This window comes from Thalassospira sp. CH_XMU1448-2 (assembly GCF_037027285.1).
GTDB classification, from domain to species: Bacteria; Pseudomonadota; Alphaproteobacteria; order Rhodospirillales; family Thalassospiraceae; genus Thalassospira; species Thalassospira profundimaris_C.
In genome coordinates, this window is the sequence record NZ_JAYMEA010000004.1 from 1 (window position 1) to 16,006 (window position 16,006).

Sequence of the window (16,006 nt, forward strand, 5' to 3'; positions counted from 1 at the left end):
GAAACCAGCCTGCGCCGATGGTACTTTGTCTTAAGGCACGGGAGAGTAGGTCACCGCCGGGCCTTCCAAATACAGCATCATATTCCCTAACATCACACCCAAACATCAAACGCCGCCTCATCCATGATGCGGCGTTATCTGTTTAAAAACAGATCTCACCCTGACGCGGGGTGGAGCAGCCCGGTAGCTCGTCAGGCTCATAACCTGAAGGCCGCAGGTTCAAATCCTGCCCCCGCAACCAATAAAAAAGGCGGTCCCTTATGGGGCCGCTTTTTTTATTTGTCGCCGGGGCTGTGGATCTGAACCTCGCAAACAGGCCAATGCCTGTTTGCTTAAAGGTTCTTTGCGGAGGCCAAAGGCCGGAGCTGAGCGAGCAAAGCGAGCGCTAATCCTGCCCCCGCAACCAAAACAAGCAAATCCGGTCCCTGCTAAGGCTTTACGGTTCACCTAGCCTAAGTGTATTTTTTGGGTGGAACGTGCAATTTCGTCCAACGAATTGCAGTGGCGGTAGTTCGCAAAAGGTGTGTATTCTTCCCCTGCTGTACTCCAGATATGTTCAAGATCATAATCGCCAAATAGTTCAATTCCTGTAAGTAAGATCACTGAATTGGTAGGGTTTCGGTTTGATGAGAAGCGGTTCGTCCATTTTACTAAAGAGCGAATCAGGTCTGTTTCAGTCGCTGTAAACTTGTCTCGAAGAACTGTGATGACTATTACTGCATCAGGGAAATAAGTGGCGACCTTCTTAATCTGAGAGATGTCTTTCTTTTTTATCAGTTCGCCATCACCGAACGATTTTGCTTCTCCTATCACGATTCTCGGGTTGTATTTCTCTCCATGCAGCTTTTCAGTAATCCACCCAAAATAATCGACCTCACATAGCTCACCGTTTGGCAGCTTTATACTGAGTGCTGGAGAGAATGTAGAGGTGTTCTCGAAACGGTGGTAGCCGCTGAGAGTGTTAATCGCGAGTAGGGCGCCATAGGAACCGCGGGCATAATCGTGAACAGCAAAGGGACCTATTACCCGATAGCTCCAAAGCACGTCATTCGTATTTGCGGTTCCCTGTGGGAAAGGATAGGTGGCGAGGCATCTTTCGCATGTTAATTTATAGCTAAGTTGATTAAGGTCATGCCAGTTGACTTCGGTGCAGGATGGACACTTGGTCGTGGTTCCGAGCCGAATAATGCTGCAATCAGTAAATTTAGAAATGCTAACTCGCGATGTCGGGTCAGCTTGTTTGCGTGTCTGAACTAATTGAACCCATCTGTTGGCTGGCTTTGCGCGTGGCCCAAATAGCTCTTCGTCGATATAATTCTCTTTATCATGCCGTCTTCGGCGCCCGGCCATCTCATTCAAGAGGCGTAGTGTTTCTTGGTGCTTCAGTAAATAAATGCCCCATAAACCACCAATATGATGAAGCACTTGTTTTGCGATATGACCCGGTTCAGATAATTTGGTCTCAAAGCCTAATTCGGCGAGGTACGAGATAACAGCGTCTTCTTGTTTCTGAAGTTCAATGGATGTTGTGGAGTCTACATACGATTGAGCGATAGACCAGCCTCTGCGGCCAATAACAATTGCTTCTCGCCCAAAGGTTAGTCGAGGGTAAAAAGGATTTTTGACGTTAAAGGGATACGACGTGGCGTAGACCTCGTTGGTGCTGGTTAGGTCGACCTCATTAATCCATCTGGTGTGACGTCCTCCGCCTGCAATGGTTGCAAAACTCGGTTGCAGTGAAGCGAACTTAACCATCGAGTAATCTTGTTTTTTGATTTCTAGCGTTGTTCTGCGCTCTGCTGCTCTTAAATTAAGCCGATTATAGCTTGGCCCAACGTTTGGCTGACGTTCTCGCCAAATCTCATTGCGGAAGAGTTTAGCGCCCCATGATCTGTCAGGTAGGTTTTGATCAATTTGAGCAAGTACCTCTTTGACTTGATCTTCTGATAGTGAACGAGAGAGCTCTATCGTTGTGGTGTGCATTATACCGTGTGGGTTACCCTGTAAGGGACGGTATTGATCCCGAATAAATTCGTTTACGTCTTTAACAAGTTCATTCCACCAAGTAATTGGAACAGGTAAGATCGGGGACGATTCAAGGCGAATATTCCAAAGATCAATTAGGTCAAGGGGACTCTCTGGATTAAATACATAGACAATTGGGTCATTTTGCCAGCCACGATCGAGTTCTATTTTGTAGGAAGTGGAGAAGAGTGGAGTTTCTGCATGTTCTTGATAGACTTTGCGCCAAGTTTCTGGCGAGGCAGTTACTTCGGATGGATTGAATACGTCGTGGTAAATATCGTAGAAGTACTTGGAAGCTTTCTCCGATGGATAAAGACCAAACATTGCTTCAACAAGTCCGTTCGCACTCTCTTCTTTGACATATAGGCCCTCATTTTTATCGCGCAAAACGAACTGGCGTTCTCGTTCGTACCGTTCGTGCAAAGCATCGGTAATTGAATGGCCCATGGCTAGTTCGGAATAGGAGCGATAGCTTTCAGGCTGAAGCATTCTGTTTAAGCTAACAGCTCTGGAACCAATTGAGTTCTTGTTCTTAAAAGCATCAAGCCCACACCGCTCCAGAAGTCCTGGTTCAGCTTCCACATATGCATCAGGTTCGAAAAAATTTAAGTATCCCTGAGCAATTTTTTTGCCGCTAGGTTGTGGGCTACAGGTATTTTGCCAAGCAGGTGGTGCCGATCTGAACACCGGAATAATTGGATTAAATCTACCACCCCACATGCAGCAACAAATGCGCATGAATTTTCGAATGCTCGTTAAATCTGTTGGGCGCACCAGAAGTGCGATTCTGGTTGGCCGAAGGCGAATGGTTGCGTGTAGATCGATCAATTTTCACCTCGGTGCGGGAAGACGTCTATTTTTCTAAATTTCGCATAGCATGATGTATACCTTGGGTTCTGCGCAACTAAAGATGGAGCCTAGGCGAAAATGGAAAGCTATGGAAAAGGAGATATTTTCACGCGAAGGATAGCAATAAAGACATTGAACGCATGGGAGCCATTCACAGACTGTGTTTCAATTCTTTTTTCTTTTCAACATCTTGACGTGGTAGATGGGGAAGACGAGTTGCCAGAGTGGCGCATATTCTGGGTGGCAGGTCTAACGCTCTTAAGAACTATTGGTCACGTCTTGGATAAGGTAGATAAACCGCTCTCTACTAAACACGCTGAAGTTATTAGTCGCAATTGGATGCGTATAAAGACGGATCGTCAGCAAAATCGGATTTTTTGGGATTTCGTTGAAGACGGAAGAAATAATCTTTTAAAAACATATTCATGGGGAACAAGCTTAGTAAAAGACGAGCACGGATACTTCGTCGAGTACAAAAGCGGCGATGATGCATTTCAGTTGTTTCGTGAAGCTGTCTACTGGTGGCGGCATCAACTTGAGAAAATCGAGTCTGAAATAACTGAACAGACCACTTAGTGCGTGTAGTAAGTGGTCACTATGTTTCCAAGATGTTTGGTCCTGAAAAAAAAACACCCCCAGCCACAAAGCCGGGGGTGTTCCTCTTTCAGAGCCCAAAAGCTCCAATCCAAATCACATTAGCGTCTGAGCGCATCAGGCAAGATCAAACCGATCCGCATTCATCACCTTGGTCCAGGCGGCAACGAAGTCCGTAACAAACTTCTCTTTGTTGTCGTCCTGGGCATAGACCTCTGCATAGGCGCGCAGGATCGAGTTGGAACCGAAGACCAGATCGACGCGTGTTGCGGTCCATTTGGTTGCGCCGGTTTTGCGATCAACGATGTTGTAAAGGTTGTCGCCTGCCGGGTTCCAGCTATAGGCCATGTCGGTCAGATTGACGAAGAAGTCGTTGGTCAGCTTGCCAGCCTGATCGGTGAAGACACCGTGTTTGGTGCCGCCATGGTTGGTGTCAAGCGCACGCATGCCACCGACCAGGACGGTCATTTCCGGTGCGGTCAGGCCCATCAGCTGGGCACGGTCGAGCATCATTTCTTCCGGGCTGACAACATAGTCTTTCTTCACCCAGTTGCGGAAGCCATCCGCAAGCGGTTCGAGCACGTCAAACGATGCGGCATCGGTCATCTCGTCGGTGGCGTCACCACGGCCCGGTGCGAACGGCACGGTGATGTTGACACCGGCATCCCTGGCGGCCTTTTCAACTGCCGCGGTCCCGCCAAGCACGATGAGATCGGCAATCGAGACTTTCTTGGCAAGGCCGGCCTGAATGCCTTCAAGGGTTTTGAGAACCTTGGCAAGGCGGGCGGGCTCATTGCCTTCCCAATCCTTCTGCGGGGCCAGACGAATGCGCGCGCCATTGGCACCACCACGCATGTCCGAGCCACGGAAAGTGCGCGCACTATCCCAGGCGGTGCTGATCAGCTCGGCACTGGTCAGGCCCGATGCCAGAAGCTTGGACTTGAGATCGGCGATTTCGGCATCTGACAGGCTATAGTCAACGGTCGGGATCGGGTCCTGCCAGATCAGGTCTTCTGCCGGAACGTCCGGGCCGAGATAGCGGGATTTCGGACCGAGATCACGGTGGGTCAGCTTGAACCATGCACGGGCAAAGGTGTCAGAGAAATATTCCGGATCGGCGATGAATTTCTGGCAGATGGCATTGTAGGTCGGGTCAACCTTCATCGCCATATCGGCATCGGTCATGATCGGCATGCAACGGATTGACGGGTCTTCGACGTCAACCGGCATGTCTTCTTCCTTAATGTCGATTGGCATCCATTGCCATGCACCAGCCGGGCTTTTCTTAAGCTCCCACTCGTAACCGAACAGCAGATCGAACCAGCCCATATCCCACTGGGTCGGGTTTTTGGTCCAGGCACCTTCGATGCCCGACACAACCGTATCACGGCCAATGCCGCGGCCCTTGGTGTTCATCCAGCCCATGCCCTGTGCGGTGACATCGGCGGCTTCGGGTTCGGCGCTAAGGTTGGCGGCATCGCCATTGCCATGTGCCTTGCCGATGGTGTGACCACCGGCGGTCAGGGCGGCGGTTTCTTCGTCATTCATCGCCATACGGGCAAAGGTTTCACGCACCTGTGCGGCGGTTTTCATCGGGTCGGGCTGACCGTTGACACCTTCGGGGTTCACATAGATCAGGCCCATCTGAACGGCCGAAAGCGGGTTTTCAAGGGTGTCGGGTTTGGAGACATCACCGTAACGACCGTCACTTGGTGCCAGCCATTCCTTTTCAGCGCCCCAGTAAATGTCCTTTTCCGGGTGCCAGATGTCTTCACGGCCAAAGGCAAAGCCAAAGGTTTTCAGACCGGCAACTTCATAGGCAATGGTGCCTGAAAGGATCATCAGGTCGGCCCAGGAGATTTTGTTGCCATATTTCTTTTTGATCGGCCAGAGAAGGCGACGGCCCTTGTCGGTATTGACGTTATCGGGCCAGGAGTTCAGCGGTGCGAAACGCTGGTTGCCTGTGCCGCCGCCACCACGGCCATCGGCCAGACGGTAGGAGCCTGCTGCGTGCCATGCAACGCGGGCAAACATGCCGACATAGCTGCCCCAGTCGGCCGGCCACCAGTCCTGGCTGTCTTTCATCAGGGCGCGGAGGTCATTTTTAAGCGCCTCGACATCAAGTTTTTTGAGTTCTTCGGCATAGTTGAAATCCTTGCCGAGCGGGTTAACCTTGGTGTCGTGCTGATGCAGAATGTCGAAATTCAGTGCGTTCGGCCACCAGTCGGTGACAGTGGTGCCCAGTGCGGTTTGACCGCCATGCATAACCGGACATTTCCCTGCAGTATGTTTTCCGTCCATTTCTCTCTCTCCGTAATGGCTGAGATGTTCTTAAAACAGCTCCTTGACCCGTATTGCCTTGCGCCAGAGGTCATGATGACAAGACAGCAAGTCCCGACCCGCTGTCTTGTATCGGCCTGTGGTTCGTATCCCTGAGGTTATGATTTAAACAAAACCCTTCTGAAGGCGCCAGTATTTCTACGTGAAGCTTTCATGTTGCAGATAATGTTCAACTCAGGGATAGCAACGCGCCGGGTCACAAAATCCGAAGTGACGGGTTTCCCCATCGCTCTGGATACCCTAACAAGCGGCACAATAATAGGTGAAATAGTTATTTTATGTATGTTTGATAGATTTTTCCGATTAATTGGGATGTTTTACGGAGAGCTCTGTGATTGACCGGGTTCCTTGCAAATAGTATGAGGATATAAAACCGGCGATGCGGTGTTTGACGGGTAAGGCAAACCGCTCCGCACATCATCGCGAGAACAAAGATCAAAGGGCAGGGCGTTGACGGCTTCATCACATCATTTGGCTACCCCGACACAGGTGCCGGGCTGGATCGCAGTTGACTGGGGTACATCCAATCTGCGCGTCTGGGCACTGGATGATCGCGCGAACATCCTTGCAGAAACCCAAAGTCCGCTTGGCATGAATGCGATTGCAGGCGACGAGAAGCTTTCATTTGAAGGCGTTCTGATCAGCCTGATAGACGCTTGGTTGCCATCAGACGCACATGCGGTGCCCGTGGTGATATGCGGCATGGCCGGGGCCAGGCAGGGCTGGCTTGAGGCGCCCTATTGCGATGTACCGGCACGGCCGTCTGATCTTGCGCAAGGGGCAGTACAACCAAATGTGAGGGATCCTCGTATTTCGGTGTCGATCCTGCCGGGGCTGTGTCAGCGTGATGATGCCGATGTCATGCGCGGCGAGGAAACCCAGCTGGTCGGGTTTATGGATGCGCATCCGGGGTTTGCCGGGTGGGTCTGTTTGCCCGGGACCCATTCGAAATGGGCGCGGGTGTCAAACGGCGAGATCAGCGGTTTTCGTACCTATATGAGTGGCGAGGTCTTTGCGCTTTTATCGCAAAACTCGATCCTGCGTCATTCGGTCAAAGAGGGCTGGGATGACGGGGCCTTTGCCGATGCCGTGCGCGCGGCCAAGGTGCAACCGGCCAGTTTCCTGCACAGTCTTTTCACGGTACGCGCACGCGCCCTTGTTGCGCGCGACGGGGCGGCGGTTGCCCCCGGCGGTGCCGTGCTGTCGGGCACCGTCATCGGGGCGGAGATTGCCGATGTGCTGGGACTTTTGCAGCCGGGCGAGGAAATTGCACTTATCGGGGCAGGAAAGCTGGCATCGCTTTATCAGGCGGCCCTGGGCGTCCATGGTCATAAGGCCACTCCGATGGATGGCACCGCCATTACCCTTGCCGGTTTGACGCAAGCCTATCATACCTTAAAGACCGCATCAGAGAGGATCTAGGACCATGGCACCATCATATGTTGCAGAACAAATCACGGATGCCGTCACGCCGGGAAAACACCGTCGCCTGATTGCAATCCTGCGCGGGGTCAAGCCGAGCGAAGCTGTCGACATGGTGCGTGTGCTGGTTGATGCCGGGATCACCATGATCGAGGTGCCGCTGAACTCGCCCGAACCGCTTAAAAGCATTGCGGCGATGAAAGACGCCGTGGGGGACGCGGCGCTGATCGGGGCGGGCACGGTTTTGACCACGGATGACGTTGCCAATGTGAAGGCAGCGAACGGTGAATTTGTCGTATCGCCCAATTGCGACATTGAAGTGATCGCCAAGACCAAGGAACTTGGCATGGGATCATGGCCCGGTGTTTTGACGCCCACCGAATGCTTTGCCGCGATCAAGGCCGGTGCCGACGGGCTAAAGATTTTCCCGGCCAGCATCATCGGGGCAGAGGGAATCAAGGCCATGCGTGCGGTTTTGCCCGCTAACATGCCGGTTTATGCGGTTGGCGGCGTTGGGCCGGATGATTTTAGCGTCTATGCCAAGGCGGGCTGCGATGGCTTTGGCCTTGGGTCGGGGATCTATAAACCCGGCATGACGGCGGGGGATGTCTCAAAGGCCGCTATTGCCTATGTTCATGCCCATGACGCGGTGTTTGGCTAAGACATACAAGGACCAAAAATGTTTGCGCCCGGTGCGAGGATATCGCACCGGGCGCTTTTAATTTTGGTGCCCGTTTTCTTACGGACAGGTGGTGTTGTCGGTAAAGCTGATAGACCCGGTATTGGTGCCGGAGGTCTCGCATGTTTCGGCATTTCTGGTATTGCCAGAACCTGACAGGTTCGTCGCGTTAATCAGAAATAGTGTTCGGTTGGTGCCGTTCGTTGCCGATACCGAGTTGTTCGAGAATGTCACATTACTCGCGACGTTGATCATGGCACCGCCAGTCGTATTTATAGTTCCACTGCCGACGGCACTTAATGTATTGCCGGTAATTGTGATGTTGCTGGCGCCAGATTGGATAAAGATCGGTGTGGTCCCGGAGCCGGTTGCCGAACCGGTCAACGTGCTGTTTTTGATTGTGACGTTCGATACACCACTGATTAGAATGGTTGCTGTGCCATTTCCTCCGTTGGCGGAGTTGCTAACGGTTATACCGTCGAGTGTGCTGTTATTGGCCATCTGGATCAGGCTTGCTATCGAACTCGGGGCGACCTGGCCCGTGCCTGAGAGGGAGGCTGACCCCATCGTCATGGTCGCCGTACGCCCGGACGGGGATTTCACAACCATTGTGCCGCTTCCCATCAATGTTTGACCGGATTGAAGTGTTATTTTGGCGCCGTTCATCCCCGTATAGTTGCCTTGCAGGATGACGGTCGAGTTTGCGCCTGCATTGGCAACGGCTGTTGCAAGGTTTGCCGTGGTCGTCGACGCGCTATCAATTACGGAAATTACACCCCCTGACATTGTAGTCACGCCGGTTTCAGCCGGGCCGAAGCTGCCTGCCTCGGTGACGACGTCGATGTCACGGATCACCGGATCGGTCATGCGTTTTTCAATGGGGCTGAGGTTCTGGCGCAAAGTCTTGCGTTCGGAAAAGACCTGAAGCGGAATACGAAGGCGGAAACTTGCAAAGCTTTGCGTACCGCGCGGATCGTCATGCTGCACTTCGGCACCAAGGCTAAGACGCGAGCCCTGCCAAAGGAACGGGACTTCGTCAAAGGTCAGGTCAAACCTTCCACGCGGACCGGCAATCATGCCTGCGCGGTCGTCAGAAAAGCGATATCCCCCGCCATAAAGGCGCAATTGCTGACCAGCATTCTCGTCAAAAAGCGGGGCGCGCCATCCGATTTCTGCATCAAACCCGCCAAGGGAGCGTTCCTCGCCGCCGTGGAAAATGATGGAAGCACCGGAAATGGTCGCGGTGCTCAGGCTATCTTCATCGTGGGATGTACGACCAACCGGAACATAGGCGTTGGCACGCAGGTCCCAGTCCATGGACAAGGCTTCGGCGCCGAAAGTAAGCTGATTGAACATGTTGCCCATGGGGCTTTTTCGGCGGTCGAAATAGGTAATCCCACCAAGGTTCCAACCACTGTCAAGCATATGACGGACGCCAAGGCCGAAGTTGCCTTCGCGGCTGTCATTGTCGTCCATTCGGGCGCGAAGGTTGGTGAAGAACAGTGTTTCGTCGTCTTGTGACAGGGGAATGAACAAATCTGTTTCCCCAAGGTTGCGATCTGTGCCTGCCTTGCCTTCAAGGTCGATATGCGGTCCCCATTTGGGGGCGGATAAATCCTGAGCAGCGACCGGATTGAGAATTCCGTCAGTCACCGTCAACGCAAGCCACGCGGTCAACAGACCACTGCGCTGTTCCGGTACGCTTATGATTTGTTTTTATGCTGCTCATTTACTTGAAAATTCCTCTAACTCAACTTTTAGTAATGTTCAACGATATTTTGATCGTCAGGGGTTGTGTGTGCGGTACCTCACAGCGGGCGGAATACACCCAAACCGGTCTGTTTGATTGAACTGGAACAATCGTTTCCAAATCGTGGAAGGGCGTTTGACCCGACAGGGAAAGCCGGTCTACATTCCTGCCATTGTATGAATTCCAGAATGGGAGGATCCATTGGATCTGGGAATTAAAGGTCGCAAGGCGATTGTCTGTGCATCTTCCAAGGGACTTGGTCGTGGTTGCGCGATCAAGCTGGCCGAAGCGGGCGTTGATCTTGTTCTCAATGCGCGTTCCGAAGGGCCGCTTAATGAAACGGCGGAGTATATCCGTGATACGTTTGGCGTGAATGTCACCACGGTTGCGTGTGACATCACCACCGAGGAAGGCCGTAACAAGGTTCTGGCCGCTGTTGATGCGCCCGATATCCTTGTAAATAATGCCGGTGGCCCGCCTCCGGGCATCTGGTCGGACTGGGGGCAGGCCGAATGGGAAGCGGCTGTTCAGTCGAACATGCTGACCCCGATCCTGTTGGCGACCGCCGTTCTGCCGGGCATGATTTCGCGCAAATGGGGCCGTATCGTCAATATCACGTCGGGCTCGGTCAAATCGCCGATCCCGCATCTTGGTCTTTCGAACGGTGCACGGGCTGGTCTGACCGGCTTTGTCGCGGGTACCTCGCGTCAGGTTGCCAAAGATGGCGTGATCATGAACAACCTGCTTCCGGGCCAGCACGATACCGATCGCATCAATGCGCTGATGACCAACAAGTCAAAGGCCGAGGGGATCAGCCTTGATGAAGCGCGCAGCAAAACCCAGGCCGGTCTTCCGACCGGGCGTTTTGGCGATCCGCTTGATTTCGGTGCGACCTGTGCCTTCATGTGCAGCGAACATGCGAAATTCATGGTCGGGCAGAATATTTTGCTCGATGGCGGAGCCTTCAACTCCACCCTTTAATTCGTCCCATGCCGGGCTGCAAACGACTGACTTCTGCGCTTTCGGTGCTCACGTACTTAAGTACGCTGTGCTCCGGTTCTCGAAGTCAGTCGTTTTCGCCACATCATGAAACGAATTCATCTCCAAGTCGCAAGGCTCGATATTTCGAAAATGGCGTCATTCACCTTTGTCTATGTGCTGCGCGAACTGGATTTTGATCCGGGTGAAAATGCGCGGGTGAAGGTGCCCCGGACTTATGTGGGATGGTCGACCGATGTCGAGGCGCGCCTTGAAGCCCATAACAGCGGCAAAGGGGCCAAAAGTACCCGCGGGCGGCAGTGGGAACTGGTCTATGTCGAACGGTTCCGTACATTCGGGCAGGCGATGAGCCGGGAATGGCATCTCAAGCGGGATCGCAAATTGCGCAAGCAGCTGGCGGGTGGCTAAGACAACAAGCATTGCAATTGTTGCAACGGCATTGACCAAAACAGGGCTTGCATCATCGCGCCAAGTAACAGATATGTCCTTGCAAATAACGCATTGAAACCGGGGTGAAACCAGATATGGCATTCGTTCGCAAAAATCCGCTCAAACTCAATAATTTGCAGCTTCGTACCCTTGTGCTGGCACAGGTCATCGCCAAGGACCCGAATTCGGGCCGGATTGACGAAGCCAGTGGCGAAGGCACGCTTTTGCGTGTACCGCATGCACATGGTGATCACGTGCATGTCGGCCAGTTCACGGTATCGGCCCGTGATGCCAGCGGTTTTGAAAACCCGGCTGTCTGGGTGGCGCTGGCCCGTAAAGGTCTGGTCAAGGATGGTTATCCGGCCAGCATCGTTCTGACCAAGGAAGGCATGGAATATGATACCGGCCTTGGCGATCATTTCCTTGAAGAAAGCGACCACTAGGTTTTGTTGCCTGCTGGTCTGCAATCAACAAAAGCCCTGCATTTGCAGGGCTTTTGTTTTGGGTGATGCGCGGATTTCACTGTATGCGGATGAACTTTCCGTTCTCGATCACCACGAAATAGATGTTGCGGTTGCCATCGCCAAACTGGTCAAACATCAATTCCTGATGCAAACCGGTCTGGGGTGGCAAGGTGGTCATGGCGTTGGCAAGAGACTGGTCAGGATGCTTGGTGCTTAAAGCGGTAAACAGCATGGTTGCCGCGTCATAGGTCAGGACGGCGCTATAGCCGGGTTCGCGATCAAACATCAAGCTGTAGTCTGCGACGAATTTCTGAAAGCGCGGATTGGTGTCATAGCGGTCATAGGCCTGGATAAGTTCCATGCCCTCTACGGCATCGGCTCCGACTTCAATCAGGGAATCCGATCCGGCCCATTCGGCAGCGGAAAGCGGTATGTCCGCATTCAGTTTGCGGATTTCCCTTGCCATGGTGGCGCTGTCGCCACTGTTGGTGATCAGGACAATGGCATCGGGCGCATCCTCAAGAAGCCGGGATGCGGCATCAGCGTGTGTACCGTTGTCATTATTGATCCAGACCTTGGAAATAACCCGTCCGTCAAGTTCGTCAAACTCCAACAGAAACTCGCGATACCAGCTGTCGGCGAATGCTTCGTTCTGGCCATCAAGGGCAAGCGATACGCGTTTGCGTCCAAGACTGATGCTGCGCTTGGCATAAGCACGCGCATTTTCCCGGGTCGTTGTGTTCATACGAAACAGATAATCACGAAATCCGGCAAATTCGGCTGCCGATATTGTGGGCGAAACCGTGACAATGCCAAGCTCGTTAATCACTGGAAGCATCGCCATCCCGATTGAGCTGATGATCGGGCCGACAATGGCTTCAACGCCAAGTTCGCCGAATTCGCGGACAAATTTCTGTGCAAGTTCCGGGGATTTTTCATCATCACGGGGGATGATTTCAATCATTCTGCTATTGATGCCGCCCGAATTGTTGATCTGTTGGGCCGCAAGTTTCAGGGCATTAAGGGAATCTGTGCCGGTATCGGAACCCGGTCCGCTCAGTTGGGCAATAAAGCCTATCTTGATCGGGCCTGTCTGATCACAGGCAACGAGGAGGAAACACCCAAGAAAGATGGCAGAAAGCAATGAACGAGGCCGCATCTTGTTCCTTACTGCATATGAAAAACGGTCGGAAATGCATCATGGTGTCATGACAGCGATATGGTTTTGAACCAAAGATGTTTCAAGACGTTGAGGCGGATCACAGACCTTATCCGAAGTCCCGGCGGGCCTGCAATACGCGCCCGAATGTCGTCATCAGGCAAAGCACACCAAAGATCGCTGCGATTTGGGGAAACCAGTGTGGAAAGACGCAAATCAGGCACAGGACAAGGATGGTTTCACTGCCTTCTGTAATGCCGGTCAGGAAATAGAAGCTCTTCTTGCCCTGCCTGTCATGATTGCGGTTTTGCTTGGCGGCAATGATGGCATAGGCCAGAAAACTCGACCCCGTACCGACAAAGCAAAAAATCAGGAAGGCCGCCATTAATGCGTGTTCGGGGCGTCCGATGGCAAAGCCCAGAATAATCCCCGAATAAAACAGGAAGTCAGAAACGATGTCATAATATCCGCCAAGATCGCTTTCCTGAGTTTTGGCGCCGGGATGGCGGGATCGCGGGGCGGCATGGCGGGCAACCGCACCATCCAGTCCATCCATTATTCTGGATGCCAGGATCAGGACAAGCGCGGCATAATCAAGCTTAAAGGCCAGACAAGCAGCACCGAGAAACCCCAGTACAAAACCAAATCCGGTGATCATGTTTGGTGTAATACCCGTCCCGGACAGGGTTCTGGCAACCACAATGAGCGGCTTGTCGATCAGGGGGCGCAGGCGAGCGTCAAACATTGTGATATCATCCGGTTAGCGTGTTTCTTGCCGACTATAGTTCTGCTACCGGATAATTCAAAATCACCAGTTCGTCAGAAGGTTTGAAATACTGTTGGAAGGCGGTCATTCGCCTTGCGGGATCAGGTGGTAATAGGGATTGTCTTCAAGAACAGCCTCATCGGCATGGGCCAGATTGTTCTGTCTGATGACCGCCTGGATTTCCTTGATATAGACGTTGCCGCGTTCTGAATAACGGGTCAGCGTTTCGGCAAGTGACGTTCCCGAAAGCGGTTCATTGCGTTTAATCATGCCTGCGCGCATATCGCGAAATTCCGCGTAGGCCGAACCGGTATTGAGATTGATCATATAGGCCCTGACCGAGCCGAACGGTGTTTTGAAAGCCGCGATCTTATAGTCACCAAGATGGCTTCTCTGTTGTTCCGGGGTGATCCCTTCACCGTCATAGGTCCATTGTCCGAACAACGCGTTCCCCTCGGCCGCGAAGCGTGATGTTCCCCAGCCGCTTTCGATTGCCATTTGCGCCATGGCAAGGGACGGCGGGACGGGGGCGATCCGCTTTTGCAATTCAGCAATGGTTGCCGGATCATCAGGTGCTGTATTGACGCGATATTGACCGGCCAGTTCGGCAATGACAGCGGTGTCGTTATTGGCAATCGCATCGCTGAGTGCTTTTTGCTGGAAGGCGATTTCTTCGTTTGCCAGCAAGGTCAGCGGACCAAGGGTACGGAAAAATGTGCGTTTTTTTGCTGTGACCGTAAGCTGGTCGGCGATTTCATCACGCCATTGGCCGGGAATGGTTTGTAAGAACAGGCGCGGAATAATCCGTTCCCCGGCATTCCATGATTCCGGTGTATAGCCCAGATCATCAAAGAAGCTGGCAAGTTGTTCATAGCTGTGCAGCTCGACCCGGATGATATCATCGTCCGTGGGGATCGGAAGGGTGATGTCGGCCTTGGCAAGGCCCGGCAGGGCTATGATGAGCACGATGGCCATTCTGGCCCGGTCGACAAGAGACCGGAACAAGCTGTTGCGGGGCATGATGGTTCTTTCCTGATCCGTTGCGGCGGCGCGCCGGGACGATTTGAACCTATCATGTTTTGTTCCGGGAATGGATTTCTAAATCAACCCATGGCTGTGTTTCTGTCAGTTGGAATGGCATTTACCGGCATTCCGGTGGCCCTGACCAACTGGATCAACGAAATGGGCATGTCGCCTTACATGCTGATTGTTGTCCTGACGCTCATCTATATCGTTCTTGGATGTTTCCTTGAGGGCACATCCATGATCGTTCTGACATCGTCCGTAGCCTTGCCAATGATCCAGAGTGCCGGGCTTGATCCGATCTGGTTTGGTATCTATCTGGTTTTGGTTGTCGAGATGTCGCAGATTACGCCGCCGGTCGGTTTTAACCTGTTTGTTCTTCAAAGCATGAGTGGTCGTGACATTCTGACCATTACCAAGGCCTCTCTGCCTTTCTTTTTCCTGATGCTGTTTGGTCTGGTGCTTATCACTGTGTGGCCGGAAATCGCGACTTTCCTGCCAGGTATGATGATCAATCGTTAAATCGGTAAAGCCGACAAACCCCTCATATGCGGGGTTTGTCGGCGTAAAACCAAGCGAGGAGCCCCGGATCACGAGACAGGGTGCATCAGGGCCTGAAGTGAATGGCGTTGGGTGCCATTTTCATCGAAGTTATCGGGCGACAGCCAGGCTTCAAACCCGGCCCGAACAGTTGGCCATTCTTCATCGGTGATCGAAAACCAGGCGGTGTCACGGTTGCGTCCCTTATAGACCATGTGATTGCGGAAGGTGCCTTCATAGGTAAAGCCGTATCGGGCGGCGGCGGCGCGAGAGGGGGCGTTCTGATCGTCGCATTTCCACTCATAGCGGCGATAGCCCAGTTCATCAAAGGCACGCTTCATCATCAGATACATCGCCTCGGTCCCGCCGATGGTTTTGGACAGGGCCGGGGCATAATTGATATTGCCGACTTCAATCACGCCATTGGCTGCATCAATCCGCATGAAGGCGGCCACACCGACCGCCATATTGGTCGATTTGTCGATGATGGCATGCAGAATCGGGTCGCTATTGGCTACCATGCCCTCAAGCCAGGCGCGGTAAGCGTCAAAATCATCAAAGGCATGTGTCCAGAGATAGGTAAAACGCGATCCGTCGGCGGCCGCATTGTTGGCGTCAAACAGTTGACGGGCGTCGCGCGCAACGTTGACCGGGCTGACAATCACATGTTGACCGGTCATGTCACTGCGTGGGGGCAGCTTGCATCCGGTCCAGTTCTCAACCGGATGACCAACCGGTTTGCCAAAATTATCCTTGTAAGGTGAACTCATGAAACATCCTTGTTCGTCAGGGTTATAGATCAAGAATGGTTAAATTGGCCCCTGATTCCAGTGCCAGTTCTGTAAATGTGATGGTGCCAATTTGTAGGTTGGATGTTGAAAACCGGTTATGTGAATTAAGCGGGTGTCTGATCGTATGCTGCTCTATCTTTGGTTGCGATCCCGGCTGTTATATTTTATTTTACTCA

General features: G+C 52.8%; 13 protein-coding genes, 1 tRNA gene and 1 pseudogene. 8 read left to right on the top strand and 7 right to left on the bottom strand.

Annotated features, from left to right (window positions below; translation table 11 throughout):
* The first annotated feature begins 164 nt into the window (after positions 1-164).
* A tRNA-Met gene (locus WA318_RS15095) sits at positions 165-241 on the top strand.
* Between the two features lie 206 nt (positions 242-447).
* Here WA318_RS15095 and WA318_RS15100 read toward each other — a convergent pair.
* Entirely contained in the window at positions 448-2,853 is a 2,406-nt protein-coding gene (locus WA318_RS15100) for a hypothetical protein (RefSeq protein ID WP_336082416.1), read from the bottom strand.
* Between the two features lie 99 nt (positions 2,854-2,952).
* Between WA318_RS15100 and WA318_RS15105 the strand changes: the two genes are divergently transcribed.
* Positions 2,953-3,450 carry a hypothetical protein gene (locus tag WA318_RS15105; RefSeq protein ID WP_336082418.1) on the top strand — a complete coding sequence of 166 codons (498 nt, stop codon included), beginning with the start codon at positions 2,953-2,955 and terminating at the stop codon, positions 3,448-3,450.
* Between the two features lie 135 nt (positions 3,451-3,585).
* Here WA318_RS15105 and katG read toward each other — a convergent pair whose 3' ends face one another.
* The gene (gene katG, locus WA318_RS15110; RefSeq protein ID WP_336082420.1) at positions 3,586-5,769 is read right to left on the bottom strand and encodes a catalase/peroxidase HPI; all 2,184 of its coding nucleotides are present in this window, start codon (positions 5,767-5,769) and stop codon (positions 3,586-3,588) included.
* Positions 5,770-6,258: 489 nt separating this feature from the next.
* Between katG and WA318_RS15115 the strand changes: the two genes are divergently transcribed.
* Both WA318_RS15115 and WA318_RS15120 read left to right on the top strand, forming a co-directional pair.
* Positions 6,259-7,230, top strand: a complete 972-nt coding sequence (locus WA318_RS15115) for a 2-dehydro-3-deoxygalactonokinase (RefSeq protein WP_336082422.1) — start codon at positions 6,259-6,261, stop codon at positions 7,228-7,230.
* A 4-nt stretch (positions 7,231-7,234) separates the two neighbouring features.
* Positions 7,235-7,891 (top strand): 2-dehydro-3-deoxy-6-phosphogalactonate aldolase, encoded by a 657-nt coding sequence (locus WA318_RS15120; protein ID WP_336082424.1) that lies wholly within the window; start codon positions 7,235-7,237, stop codon positions 7,889-7,891.
* 78 nt (positions 7,892-7,969) lie between these two features.
* On the opposite strand, the gene WA318_RS15125 is transcribed toward WA318_RS15120, so the two are convergent.
* The gene (locus WA318_RS15125) at positions 7,970-9,562 is read right to left on the bottom strand and encodes an inverse autotransporter beta domain-containing protein (RefSeq protein WP_336082426.1); all 1,593 of its coding nucleotides are present in this window, start codon (positions 9,560-9,562) and stop codon (positions 7,970-7,972) included.
* Positions 9,563-9,860: 298 nt separating this feature from the next.
* On the opposite strand from WA318_RS15125, the gene WA318_RS15130 reads away from it, so the two are divergent.
* From WA318_RS15130 to WA318_RS15140, 3 genes are all read left to right on the top strand, one after another.
* On the top strand, positions 9,861-10,640 hold the full coding sequence (locus WA318_RS15130; RefSeq protein ID WP_336082428.1) for an SDR family oxidoreductase: 780 nt from the start codon (positions 9,861-9,863) through the stop codon (positions 10,638-10,640).
* Positions 10,641-10,790: 150 nt separating this feature from the next.
* Positions 10,791-11,066, top strand: coding sequence for a GIY-YIG nuclease family protein (locus tag WA318_RS15135; RefSeq protein ID WP_336082430.1), 276 nt, complete (start codon positions 10,791-10,793; stop codon positions 11,064-11,066).
* Between the two features lie 116 nt (positions 11,067-11,182).
* Positions 11,183-11,530 (top strand): hypothetical protein, encoded by a 348-nt coding sequence (locus WA318_RS15140; RefSeq protein ID WP_114098445.1) that lies wholly within the window; start codon positions 11,183-11,185, stop codon positions 11,528-11,530.
* Positions 11,531-11,606: 76 nt separating this feature from the next.
* Here the strand turns inward: WA318_RS15140 and WA318_RS15145 are convergent, their stop codons facing one another.
* The 3 genes from WA318_RS15145 to WA318_RS15155 form a co-directional block, all read right to left on the bottom strand.
* Positions 11,607-12,710 carry an ABC transporter substrate-binding protein gene (locus WA318_RS15145; protein ID WP_114098444.1) on the bottom strand — a complete coding sequence of 368 codons (1,104 nt, stop codon included), beginning with the start codon at positions 12,708-12,710 and terminating at the stop codon, positions 11,607-11,609.
* A gap of 109 nt (positions 12,711-12,819) precedes the next feature.
* Positions 12,820-13,455: a CDP-alcohol phosphatidyltransferase family protein gene (locus WA318_RS15150; protein ID WP_114098443.1), complete on the bottom strand. Its 636-nt coding sequence runs from the start codon at positions 13,453-13,455 to the stop codon at positions 12,820-12,822.
* A 105-nt stretch (positions 13,456-13,560) separates the two neighbouring features.
* Positions 13,561-14,496, bottom strand: a complete 936-nt coding sequence (locus WA318_RS15155; RefSeq protein ID WP_336082435.1) for a glucosaminidase domain-containing protein — start codon at positions 14,494-14,496, stop codon at positions 13,561-13,563.
* A 93-nt stretch (positions 14,497-14,589) separates the two neighbouring features.
* Here WA318_RS15155 and WA318_RS15160 point away from each other — a divergent pair.
* Positions 14,590-15,021, top strand: a pseudogene (locus WA318_RS15160) (TRAP transporter large permease subunit); the annotation flags it as partial.
* Between the two features lie 68 nt (positions 15,022-15,089).
* On the opposite strand, the gene WA318_RS15165 reads toward WA318_RS15160, so the two are convergent.
* Positions 15,090-15,809: a GNAT family N-acetyltransferase gene (locus WA318_RS15165; protein WP_336082440.1), complete on the bottom strand. Its 720-nt coding sequence runs from the start codon at positions 15,807-15,809 to the stop codon at positions 15,090-15,092.
* Positions 15,810-16,006: the final 197 nt, after the last annotated feature.